This window comes from uncultured Aliivibrio sp., from assembly GCF_946479765.1.
GTDB lineage: Bacteria > Pseudomonadota > Gammaproteobacteria > Enterobacterales > Vibrionaceae > Aliivibrio.
In genome coordinates, this window is record NZ_CAMLHO010000006.1 from 84005 (window position 1) to 95974 (window position 11970).

8 protein-coding genes and 4 tRNA genes are annotated in these 11970 nt (G+C 38.3%); 6 read left to right on the forward strand and 6 right to left on the reverse strand.

The features are described from left to right. Positions 1 to 16 precede the first annotated feature (16 nt). A complete protein-coding gene (locus tag Q1K78_RS04530; RefSeq protein WP_300174878.1) occupies positions 17 to 649 on the forward strand; it encodes a DUF2057 family protein in 633 nt (210 codons plus the stop codon). 43 nt (positions 650 to 692) lie between these two features. Beyond that, positions 693 to 1256 carry a prepilin-type N-terminal cleavage/methylation domain-containing protein gene (locus Q1K78_RS04535; RefSeq protein ID WP_300174880.1) on the forward strand — a complete coding sequence of 188 codons (564 nt, stop codon included), beginning with the start codon at positions 693 to 695 and terminating at the stop codon, positions 1254 to 1256. Between the two features lie 40 nt (positions 1257 to 1296). On the opposite strand, the gene torS is transcribed toward Q1K78_RS04535, so the two are convergent. Continuing rightward, positions 1297 to 4182: a TMAO reductase system sensor histidine kinase/response regulator TorS gene (gene torS, locus Q1K78_RS04540; protein WP_300174882.1), complete on the reverse strand. Its 2886-nt coding sequence runs from the start codon at positions 4180 to 4182 to the stop codon at positions 1297 to 1299. 74 nt (positions 4183 to 4256) lie between these two features. Here torS and torT point away from each other — a divergent pair, with 74 nt between their 5' ends. Beyond that, on the forward strand, positions 4257 to 5249 hold the full coding sequence (gene torT / locus Q1K78_RS04545) for a TMAO reductase system periplasmic protein TorT (protein WP_300174883.1): 993 nt from the start codon (positions 4257 to 4259) through the stop codon (positions 5247 to 5249). A 69-nt stretch (positions 5250 to 5318) separates the two neighbouring features. Further along, positions 5319 to 5774 carry a methylglyoxal synthase gene (locus Q1K78_RS04550; protein ID WP_300174885.1) on the forward strand — a complete coding sequence of 152 codons (456 nt, stop codon included), beginning with the start codon at positions 5319 to 5321 and terminating at the stop codon, positions 5772 to 5774. A gap of 146 nt (positions 5775 to 5920) precedes the next feature. On the opposite strand, the gene helD is transcribed toward Q1K78_RS04550, so the two are convergent. Then, positions 5921 to 7984, reverse strand: coding sequence for a DNA helicase IV (helD, locus tag Q1K78_RS04555; RefSeq protein WP_300174887.1), 2064 nt, complete (start codon positions 7982 to 7984; stop codon positions 5921 to 5923). A 198-nt stretch (positions 7985 to 8182) separates the two neighbouring features. Between helD and yccS the strand changes: the two genes are divergently transcribed. Further along, positions 8183 to 10354, forward strand: a complete 2172-nt coding sequence (yccS, locus tag Q1K78_RS04560; RefSeq protein ID WP_300174889.1) for a YccS family putative transporter — start codon at positions 8183 to 8185, stop codon at positions 10352 to 10354. A 133-nt stretch (positions 10355 to 10487) separates the two neighbouring features. Then, positions 10488 to 10985, forward strand: a complete 498-nt coding sequence (locus Q1K78_RS04565) for a transcriptional regulator (RefSeq protein WP_300174891.1) — start codon at positions 10488 to 10490, stop codon at positions 10983 to 10985. A 227-nt stretch (positions 10986 to 11212) separates the two neighbouring features. Here Q1K78_RS04565 and Q1K78_RS04570 read toward each other — a convergent pair. From Q1K78_RS04570 to Q1K78_RS04585, 4 genes are all read right to left on the reverse strand, one after another. Further along, positions 11213 to 11288: transfer RNA gene (locus tag Q1K78_RS04570), tRNA-Gly, on the reverse strand. 33 nt (positions 11289 to 11321) lie between these two features. Next, positions 11322 to 11408, reverse strand: a tRNA-Leu gene (locus tag Q1K78_RS04575). Between the two features lie 108 nt (positions 11409 to 11516). Continuing rightward, a tRNA-Gly gene (locus Q1K78_RS04580) sits at positions 11517 to 11592 on the reverse strand. A gap of 22 nt (positions 11593 to 11614) precedes the next feature. Further along, positions 11615 to 11688: transfer RNA gene (locus tag Q1K78_RS04585), tRNA-Cys, on the reverse strand. Between the last annotated feature and the right edge of the window lie 282 nt (positions 11689 to 11970).

Consider the following 11970-nt stretch of genomic DNA (forward strand, 5'->3'; position numbering starts at 1 on the left):
CTAGGTGTATTTATCAATGAAAATTCATTCTCTCTTTGCTGCAAGTCTTTGTATTCTCACGTCAATCAGTGCGAATGCCGCAATTCAATTAACCGTACCTGGTGAGGTTGAGTTGTTACTGATTGATAATCAAGAAGTACAACTTGAAAGCTCATTTTTCTCCACTTCATCTACGCTTGAATTAGAGAATGGTAAACATCAAATTGCTTTCAGATATAATCCAGTATTCAAACAAGGCAAAGACAATGTTATCGTCTCTACTGATGTTATCGTCTCTACATTTTCTGCATCAGATCAAGAAGTTTCATTCAAATTCCCAACGTACAATTCACCAGAAAAAGCGGAAGCATTTAATACTGACCTGAATTGGAATTTAATTGATCAAAACGGTGCAATTATTCCATTTGCTCAAGCTCAATTAATTCACCATGGCGTTCAAGTAGGCCGTAATATTCAATTTGAATTAGCTCAGTTCAATACAACAAACAATCCTGCCGCATTCAAAGAAGGAATGCTGACAGTGACACATAAAGAGATCAAAAACGAACAAGGTGAAAATACCGCAGAGCAAATGCTGCATTATTGGTATGAAAAAGCAGATAAAAAAACGAAAGAACGCTTTACTAACTTCGTATTAGAGAATAAATAGATCCTATACTTACTCTAACACGTCTGTATTACAGGGAAGTAATATGCAAAACAAAGGATTGGGCTTTACTCTTATTGAGTTAATCGTTGGTATTATTATTCTTGGTATCTTAGCCATTATTGCGATACCTAAGTTTTTCAACTATACCTACGATGCTCATGTGGCTCAAGCAGAAGGCATTGCGGCTAATTTAGGGCAATCCATCATCTTTACTCAATACAGATGGATAGCCAGTGGCGACCTCACCGCTCAAACTGATCTTGAAGGGTATGCAGGAGAAGATCTCGATGTAAATACGTTAGGTTTTCCTCTTGGTATAAAGAAAAACCGGGTAATGAGTCAACCTAAAAACATCGGAAAAGGCCAGAAAGGCTGTAGTGATTTATGGTATGCGTTATTAATCGACCCCCCAACGGTTTCTCATCTCCAACAAGTGAAATCAGACTATCTTTCTGTTCGTTATCGTAGTGAGGGGCAAAGCTTTCAAGATTCATGCGATTACATTAATCGTTCTTATGGATTTAATAGTAACGATCCTCAAGAATCACAAATTAAAGTTTCTTATAACTCATCGAAAGGGACTGTCACAGTTATCGCCAATAAATAAACATAGCCTATGTTTATTTATTGGCAATTGAGTTTTAACACTACTTTCTCATACTAAAGAAATGATCAATTGCCAATATTGAATCATCGTATGCTTGTTCTAATAATGAAGCAGAGCACTCTGAAATATCCCCTGCTTTTCCATTTTCTTCATAAGCATGACACAGTGTATGTAATTGCATTAATCCAAGGCTGCCTGCCGATCCTTTGAGTTTATGAGCTAATTGGTTCACTTGATATCCATCACCCTGATAAATTGCCTCTTGTAACTGAAGGACATTTTCTTTGGCTGATTGTCTAAATAAATCAATAATTTTCAGCATTCTCTCTTCACCCAACACTGCTAAATCACTTTGCAGCACTTTTTCATTTAATACCATGTCAATATCTTCTTCTGCTTCATCAATCTCTGTAATGAAATTTAGTGTTTCCATATTATCGTTTTTATCTTTCACTTGATAAACATCACTTAAAAAACGGTTTAACATTTTAATAAGTTGATTTTCAACCAAGGGTTTACCAAGGAATCCATCAAATCCTGCCGCTAAATAACTCTCTACATCTTCACTAAATACGTGTGCTGAGACCGCAAGTATTGGAGTATCAGATCCACTACCGCCCTTCTCTCTCTCGATTTCTCTTAATCTTTTTTGTAATGACACACCATCAGTATCAGGTAAATTAATATCAAGAAGTAACATATCAAACTGTGCTTCTTTTAGCGTATATTCTGCTAATAGCCCTGTATCTACAGCTGTAACTGAATGCCCTAAACGCTCAAGAAAACCAACAGCAACCATTTGGTTTACTGGATTATCTTCAACTAAAAGAATACGGGCAGAAGCCACATCGGGTACTGTTCCTTGCTCTCTTGTTTCTGTAATACAATGTCCTTCATCTAACTCTAATGAGAACCAGAACGTACTGCCTAGTCCTTCTTTAGAATCGACGCCAATCTCGCCATCCATTGCCTCAATAAGACGTTGGCTGATCGCCAAACCTAACCCAGTACCACCATAGACTTTTTGACCTTCCTCGGCTTGTGTAAAGGCTTCAAACAGCGTAGTGATTTCATGCTCAGCAATACCAACACCTGTATCTACCACTTCAAATAATAACGTCGTATCTAAAATAACGTGCAGTTGAATCGTAACACTACCTGTATGGGTAAATTTAACGGCATTACCAACAAAGTTATTAAGCACTTGTCTTATTCTAGTGCAATCACCTATCCACCATGCGGGTATATCTGCGGGCATGTCAAAGGTTAAAGTGATCCCTTTTTGCTGAGCTCTTGAGCTGAATAAGTGATGTACATCAGTAATCATTGAATGAACATTAAAGTTCACTTTTCTTATGGATAAATGACCAGCTTCTATCTTTGAGTAATCTAAAATATCGTTAAGTAAATCAAGTAAGTTTTCACCACTTCGATTAATAATATCGACATATTGCTGCTGTTGGGCTGTTAAATTACTACCTCTAAGTAACTCGCCTGTACCTAAAACACCATTGAGAGGCGTTCGGATCTCATGACTCATGGTCGCAAGAAAAGCAGATTTAGCACGGTTAGCTTGCTCTGCTAAATCCCGAGCTTTATCGTGATTAATGATTTCTACATTTAATCGCTCATTACTCGATTTAAGCTCTTGAGTTCGTTGTGCGATTTGTAATTCTAAACTGTCTTTATATTCTTTAAGCTCTTTCGCTGTATCCCTTGCTACTAATATTGAACGTCCCATCCGCGCTAATTCATCATCACCAGAGGTATCTAACTCAATGTTCAGTTGCCCATTAGCAACATCTGTAATTGCTTGTTCATATTGATTAAGTCTCATAATCACACGGGCATATACATAACGCCACATAATGTAGATAACCAAGCATAGGCCTAATAACGTAATTGAAATAAGTAATTGCTGCACCACTTTAAGTACAAAGTTCACATCAGCAACGGCTTGTTGAGTTACATCATTCGCTTGCTCTAACAGTTGGGCTATCGTTACGTTTAATTCTTGAAATTGATGTATATTTTCATCACTGAGGGCTTTCAGCTTTTGATTGATATTAACTAATTGGATTAATTCACTAAAAAGGCGATCACTTTTGGTTAAATCATTCGCTAGCATTCGCATTTGACGAGTTCTATTTGGATCTTCTACTGCTTGAATTCGACGAGTAATAATTGTCATATCCCGAGTAAAGTCTTGACGAAGTTTTTCTACTTTTGCAATATCGTGGCTATTTCTTGCATCATCGATCGTATTGACAACTTTAAAGGTTAATAAGCGCAATTCATGTAAACGTTCAGCCAAATCAAGATCTATTTCAACTAATGTATCTAATGCTTTATAAACTGAATTTTTATTTCCGTTATCAACTAAATCATAGATTTTAACAACATTAGCAATAGTAATGGTGTTTGAATTTAATACTTGAGAACGTGCTAACTCTTCTAGCTGCAATGCGATTTCTGTTAGCGTCTTACTTTTATCTTGAATTAACTGATGTAATACGACTTTTTCGCCCACGTTATTTCCCATGGTCGCAAGGTTATCGACGATCTCTTGAACTTGTCTGTCAAGTCGAGTCAATAGTGCTTTATCAAAAGGATAAACACCAAGGCCTTTTAACCTAACGTATAAACTTTCAATTGAAGTAAATAACTCTTTACCGTAAGTTTTTCTTTCTACTTCAGAATCGACTTGAGATAACAGCTGCGAAGTTGAGATTATTTTAGTGCTTAAATCTGAAATATAGCGAGCTTCAATAACGGCTGGAATGGCAGAATCAATCACCGTTCTTTCTGTTTTTTCAACATAAGAGAAACCAAGCACACCCACCACCGAGCCAAACGCCATAAGTGCAATCATGACCATAAAAGTAAGAAATAGCTTGCGACCGATCCCTGTAAAAGCAAATAACATAAACTTGAATACACTTTAGAAAAAGAAGTAATGCGAGTATCATATCACCAACCTAAAGTCAGTGCGAAGAGACCATGAAACTTACTTTTCATCCTATCGTTATTTTATTATTTTCCATACTGTTATCGCCTATCGCCTTAGCAAAAGAACCGTGGAAATTATGCGCTATTTACCCTCATTTAAAAGACTCTTATTGGCTCTCCGTCAATTACGGTATGGTAGAAGAAGCTAAGCGAAATAACATTGAACTAACGGTTTATGAATCTGGGGGCTATCCAAATGTGGACCGTCAAAAAGAACAAATAAAGCAATGCGTTTCGATTGGTGCAGATGCGATCATTTTAGGGACGGTTGACCCTATTGTTTATCAGCGTCACTTAAAAAGTCTTAGTGGCAACATACCTGTTTTTGCAACAATAAATAAATTAATCAGTTCATTCCCACCTAACGCGCCTTATCATCAGGGCGAAGTCGGGGTGGATTGGTATCAGATGGGGTTTAAAGCAGGCCAATATCTTGCCGAACAACACCCAAGAGAATCAGGAATTACCTACATCGGATGGTTGCCTGGTCCAAAAACTCGTGGTGGGACAAAACCTGTCACTAAAGGGTTTTATGATGCCATCAAAGAAAGTGACATTGTTGTCAGTGCTACTTATTGGGGAGACAATAGTAAAGAGTTACAACGGAACCTAATTCAAGATGCGCTTGAAAACGAGAAATTAGATTATTTAGTTGGTGGAGCTGTTGCTATTGAAGTGGCTATCAGTGAATTAGCCAGCCGAAAGATGCAAAATAAGGTCGGTTTAGTATCTACTTATCTAAGTCATGCTGTATATCGCGGATTATTACGTAAACGTGTGTTATTTTCCCCAACAGATCAGATGGTGTTACAAGGTCAACTAAGCATTCAACAAGCGGTTGGCTACTTAAATCAACATCCTTTGCCTTTTAGACTATCGCCAAAAATAGAAACACTAACGCCAACGCATTTACCTAAAAAAGTATTGCTAGATTCTTTATCTCCCGCAGAATATCGCCCCATATTTTTCGTAGCGGCACAATAATCATTGAATTGTCATTTGATTTAAATAAACAAGTACTAGGCTAGAATAAAATTAAAATAAGGAACCCTAATGAAAAAAACAACACGGATTATCCCTGCACATAAACACATAGCGCTTGTTGCCCATGATCATTATAAGCCAGAGCTATTACGTTGGGTAAAAGAGAACAAGGAAGCATTACAGGGTCATTTTTTATTTGGTACGGGTACAACAGGGAATCTTCTGAGTCGAGAGACTGGTCTAGCGATTAAAAGCTTATTAAGTGGACCAATGGGCGGCGATCAACAACTAGGCGCATTAATCTCTGAAGGAAAGATCGATATGATGATCTTTTTCTGGGATCCACTCAATGCAGTTCCTCATGATCCTGATGTAAAAGCGTTATTACGTATAGCTACGGTGTGGAATGTACCTGTTGCGATAAATCGTGCCAGTGCTGACTTGATGATTACATCGCCTAATATGACAAAGGACGTGAGCATTGAGATCCCTGATTACGATACTTATTTAGCTGAGCGTCTATAGCTTTAATTTTATCGACATTAGTTTTTATCAAAATTAGCTTTATCGACAATACAATACCTAACAAAAAGCCCTTACTTCATCATCATGGTAGTAAGGGCTTTTTATTATTAATGACTTTTATTGTTAATGACTAACGCCGTTTAACATCATTCAATGATTATCGGATAATCTTTATCTACGATCTCTTGAACAAAAGGAGACGGTTTACCATGATACGCGATCCACACTTTTTTCTTTGCTCGTGTCAAGGCAACATAAAATAAACGACGCTCTTCTGCATAGCTAAATTCCTCTTCATGAGGCAGCAATGCACCATCAAGAGATTCTGCTCGACTTTTCATCGGAAACTGCCCATCGGTCATTTCAACAATAAAAACATAGTCCGCTTCTGTTCCTTTACTCGCATGACACGTTTTGTATTCCAGATTCAAACTTGGGTAAAACTTAACCCAATCATCAAAACTGTCCGGTTTATGGTTATGATTACGACCTAACATCACCACGCCTTCCCCTTCTCTAATATTCTTCGAAAGGGACAATAACTCTTTTTCTATCGAGTTATGCTCAATGACTTTAACTGCTTTTCGTTTTTGCTTAACAAAACTATTTAGCTCTTTTTTAAGTTGCATCGGATTTTCTTGAATAAAGCGGTTTGCCACCGCTCCAATTTGATCGTTAAAACGATACGTCGTTGATAACTGTGCAATTTGAGTTGACTGAAAACGTTTTTCAAAACCAGTCGTTAACGATACATCTCCCCCGGCAAAACGATAAATAGCTTGCCAATCATCCCCTACAGCAAATAAGGTTGCTTTTTCTTGACGTACATTTTCATTATGACAAATCGCTTCTATCAAATCTAACCGCTGAGGCGAGATGTCTTGATACTCATCAACCATGACAAACGACCAAGGAAGATCGTATTTCTTATCGCTGATGTATTGTTTTGCTTTTGATATCATTAATTCATAATCGATCGCGTCTTCATGTTTCAACGTTCGTTCATAGGCCTTAAAAAATGGCCAAACGATATTGAGTTCACTTTTCAGTCGAGCTGAATCGGCATGGAGTTCAAGCTTATCAATAATGACATTTTTATCCAATTGCAGAGCATTTAACTGACATATTTGTTTATATAACCATTCTTGTAATTTTTCATTATGAGATTCTTCTTTTAGAACAACATCACCACGAAGATACGCAATTGGCCACTTTTTAAGGTGTTTTTTCCAACGATTAGTTGCTGTCGCATTTTTCCACTCAGAATCCAGAACATGACTAAACCATTCTTTGCGTGATTTCACATCGGTAATCAAACACGACAATTTAGGCTGCTGATATTCTACATGACGAATGATCTCTAAACCCAATTGATGAAAAGTGGCGACTTTAACGTCTTGGCCTAACTCGAAACCCAACTTTTCAATAATTCGGCCTGACATTTCTTGAGCTGCTTGGCGACCAAAAGCAAGCAGCAAGATCTCATTCGCTTGTGCTTGCCCACTTTCAATTAAATAGCTAACACGAGCAACTAACACGCTGGTTTTACCGGAACCCGCCCCGGCTAATACCAGCGTATGATCTTCATTTAATAACAACGCACTTTGCTGAGATTCATTTAATGGTTGAGATTCACACTCAGAGAAGAAGGCTTTCCACTCTATTTTTTGATCTTCTAGCCAAGTCTCATTAAGATTTTTAAGTTGAAGATCGGGATCGGCCAACCAATCAACTACAGGAGCAATGCAATCTGGTTGCAATAGCTCTGCAAGCGGAATAGATAAACCCGTTTTCTCAAATAAATCGTACAGTTTCTCAACCATCAACAAGGCTTCTGTTTGTTTTAAGAAACGGATTTGACTGGTAAATTGCTCCACTAAATCCAGCATTTGTGGTTTTAGTTGGTTTAGCATTTCAACCTTCGATTCTTTCCAATCTGAATACGTATTTAAAACAGTATTAATAATGCCATCACATTCTTGCCACGGTAAACCAGAAACACGCCATGCGACTTGTTCATTACGATTATAAAAACAAAGGGAACCCCAAACCAACCCTCTTTGAAAAGTCACCTTCCCACTCCACTTATCAAATGGAACCGATACTTGGCATTTATGTGAGGTAAACAACAGCTGCTCTTGCTCTAATTCAAGTTGATAATAGTCGCCTTGAACTAACCACTGAGCGAAGGTGGTTGCTTTGATCTGCATAATTCGATACTACCTAAAGATAATTGTACTTATGAATGTATTTTCAACATTCATTTATGACTGGAAGAAGGGATAGGATATCAGGTTCTTTTTTTGTTGTCTCAGATCAGTATTAAGACAATGATCTACTCTCTAGTACTTTTTTCTCCATAGGACTTTGTTATGATGGCTTTTTCGACTAATTAGATAATACCTATTGTGAACTATCGCCAACTTTTTCGTCAGTATTGGTCCAATAAAACCATTAATTTTAGTGTCCGAGTATTAATCGCTCTGATTGGTGCTGTTATTCCATGTTGGTACTTGGAGCAAAACACCGCTATTACTCCATTAATTTTAGGTATTATTGCTGCGGCACTGGCGGAAACCGACGATAAGTTATCTGGCCGCCTTAAGGCTCTTTTCTTAACGTTTATTTGTTTCGCTGTTGCCGCCTTCTCTATTGAGCTTCTTTTCAAAACCCCTATATTATTTGCCATTGGTCTTTTCTGCTCTACTTTCTCTTTTATCATGCTTGGCGCTTTAGGGCCTCGTTATGCAAGTATTGCATTTGGCTCTTTGTTGATCGCAATTTATACCATGCTTGGTGCCGCTGAAAGTCCCAATATTTGGTACCAACCTATGCTTCTTCTTGGCGGGGCGGCTTGGTATTATTCAATATCCTTAACTTGGCAGATTTTTTGGCCTTTACAGCCAGTACAGCAAAATTTAGCCACTGTTTTTGAAACTATGTCGACTTACTTGAATAGTAAAAGTGAGTTGTTTCATCCCGTCACAAATTTAGTTCCTCAACCCTATCGCCTTCAAGAAGCAAAAAATAACGCACAAATGGTGACCGCATTAAATAACAGTAAAGCATCTTTACTTACTAGAGCAAAAGGTGGCCATGTTGTCGGGGCAAGCGATCGTTTTTTAAAAATTTATTTTATTGCTCAAGACATTCATGAACGAGTCAGTTCTAGTCACTATCGCTACCAAGATCTCGCAAATACATTTAATAGGAGTGATATCCTTTTTCGTTTTAAACACTTATTACACAGTCAATCTGAAGCATGTAAAGATGTGGCTCGTTGTTTATCACTTGGATTACCTTATCAACACGCACAAACCTCAATTTTTGCATTAGACGAACTTCAGCAATCCTTAATTTATTTAAAAGAACAACAACGACCAGAGTGGCGTCTGTCAGTCATTCAATTGGAGTATTTATTTAATAATCTCGCAACGGTCGAACGCCAATTTGCAAATATTAGTAACCCTGAACGAAGTTTAGATAGTGAAGACGACACGGTACTGGCTGACCAAGGCGCGCACACGCCTAAAGCTATGTGGCAACGTTTAAGAGCGAACCTAACGACAGATTCTGTTCTATTTCGTCATGCTATTCGAATGGCGTTAGCGCTTACCACTGGCTACGGAATCATTCAAGCATTTGATTTGGACCGCGGTTATTGGATTTTATTAACCACCCTTTTTGTTTGTCAGCCAAACTACAGTGCTACCAAAGAAAAACTGGTTGCTCGTGTTGCCGGTACGATCATAGGTTTATTAGCAGGAACCGCACTATTAGTCTTGTTCCCCTCTCTTGATAGCCAATTAGTTTTAATGGTTATTGCTGGTGTGCTCTTTTTTGCTTTCCGCCTTGCTAATTATGGCTTTGCTACTGCATTTATTACTATTTTGGTGCTGTTCTGTTTTAATCAATTGGGCGAAGGTTACGCGGTTATTCTTCCTCGCTTAGGAGATACTATTGTAGGCTGTATCTTAGCGGTGGTTGCGGTGACGTATATCTTACCTGACTGGCAATCAAAACGTTTACACAAGGTAATGGCTGATACAGTTCATGCTCATCAAGACTATTTATCAAACATTATTGCTCAGTATCGAGCGGGAAAAAAAGATTCTCTGCAATATCGACTGTCTCGTCGCCAAGCGCACAATAATGAAGCCGCTCTCAGTTCCGCCATTAGTAATATGCTAATTGAACCAGGAAAATATCAAACCGCTGTAGATGAATCATTTCGTTTTCTCTGCTTATGTCATGCGATGCTTAGCTATATATCAGCGCTTGGGGCTCATCGGGTTCGATTAAAAGATGAAGAGACCCACCAGTTAGTTGCTGAATCACACCGCATTATTCATTCACATTTAAATCAAATTCAATGCCAACTGAGTAATACCGAGTGCAGTGAAAAGCTAAATATTGTCGCGGAAGAAAGTATTGAAAAACGTTTATCTGAATGGCGTGATGAAGATGGAAATTCAGTAAAAATGGTATTACAACAATTGCATTTAATGCATCAAATTTTACCTGAAATGCATACCTTATCTGAAATATTAAGCAATCAGACTAAAGAAAAAAATAGATGATTAAAGTTTGAACTGGATCTTTTTAGATTATCGATAAATAGATGTTTATCAAACTTTTTCAATACAAGGCGTCTACACTGGTACTTGAGATATTTTAAATAAATAACATCCTAACTCTGTTGGAGGTCTTGCTATGAAAAGTGTATTTATTGCTGCTTTTATTGGAATTTCTAGTCCAGACTTAATTAAACGATTAGCCTCAGTTACCCATAAAGAAGGAGGTAAGTGGTTAGTCAGTAAAATAAATTATCTAGATTCTCATATTTCTGCTGTAATCAAAATAGAAGTCCCTACCCTGCATAAAAAAGCAGTGCAGGATTATTTTTCTGCCCAAGATAATTTACTAGTTACTTTCACTGATGCTTTAGAGACGATTGTTGAACACCAGCACACAAAACTAAAAGTCGATGCTCAAGACAGAGCTGGTATCGTTAATGAGATCAGCAATCTATTGCAAAAAGAATCTATTGAACTGATTGATATGAATAGCCATCGCATTGGTGTTCCAGCTAATGGGACCAGTGTATTTACTGCAACGTTAAGTTTAAAATTACCGATTAGTGCGAATATTGATGATTTAGCCGCTGAAATAGAAGCACTTAGTGATGATATGGTCGACACTATTATTTAGCTTACATTAGGTAAATCACCAAAAATGGCAGTGTAATTTGCTGCCATTTTTATGTGCTGAGGTAAATGTTATACCCATTCCAACAATTAGCTTACCGTCCAGGTTGCTCTCTGCCTGTTGAGTCGCTAGTTATTTAGGTCATGAGTCGAGACTCTTTTTACTATAATATAAATGTCAAAAAGCCCAATCATTTCTGATTGGGCTTCTCGCTTTCTATTTAAAGAAACTGGAGCGACACACGAGGCTCGAACTCGTGACCTCAACCTTGGCAAGGTTGCGCTCTACCAGCTGAGCTAGTGTCGCATGCTATATCTTTCAATATAGACTTTTAATAGATGGTGCCCCGGGCCGGACTTGAACCGGCACAGCGCGAACGCCGAGGGATTTTAAATCCCTTGTGTCTACCAATTCCACCACCAGGGCACGCAATTCTTTATTGCGATGCACCCAACCAATGCGCCTTATAATAAAGCGGGTTAGACACCATCTTTAAGCAGTCTGCCAATGTTACTTGACTACTTTTACAAAATTTGGAGCGACACACGAGGCTCGAACTCGTGACCTCAACCTTGGCAAGGTTGCGCTCTACCAGCTGAGCTAGTGTCGCAAGTCTTCTCTATAAAAGAGAATGGAGGCGCCTCCCGGAATCGAACCGAGGTTCACGGATTTGCAATCCGCTGCATAACCACTCTGCCAAGGCGCCATTGTAATCTCAATTAGTCAGCTGCTTATTTGCTGCCTTCCTCTTGGGTACGGGATGCATTTTACTGATCCAGCACTTAGAGTCAACACTATTTTTCGGTTTTTGTTTCGTTTGGATAAAATGCGATCAAAATGAATATAAAACAAACGAAAACAACCTCTTCCCCCTTAATAACTAGTCAAATAACTGGTGAACTACTCAGCGACAGCATAGCTGATCACTGAGCGTCTAAGGCAGTTAAGCAACTGCCTTTTCTATTTCCTCAGTTCCCATAGGCAACTT

Coding starts and splice junctions, on each gene's coding strand:
- Q1K78_RS04530 (WP_300174878.1), top strand. CDS start 17: ATGAAAATTCATTCTCTCTTTGCTGCAAGTCTTTGTATTCTCACGTCA.
- Q1K78_RS04535 (WP_300174880.1), top strand. CDS start 693: ATGCAAAACAAAGGATTGGGCTTTACTCTTATTGAGTTAATCGTTGGT.
- torS (WP_300174882.1), bottom strand. CDS start 4,182: ATGTTATTTGCTTTTACAGGGATCGGTCGCAAGCTATTTCTTACTTTT.
- torT (WP_300174883.1), top strand. CDS start 4,257: ATGAAACTTACTTTTCATCCTATCGTTATTTTATTATTTTCCATACTG.
- Q1K78_RS04550 (WP_300174885.1), top strand. CDS start 5,319: ATGAAAAAAACAACACGGATTATCCCTGCACATAAACACATAGCGCTT.
- helD (WP_300174887.1), bottom strand. CDS start 7,984: ATGCAGATCAAAGCAACCACCTTCGCTCAGTGGTTAGTTCAAGGCGAC.
- Q1K78_RS04565 (WP_300174891.1), top strand. CDS start 10,488: ATGAAAAGTGTATTTATTGCTGCTTTTATTGGAATTTCTAGTCCAGAC.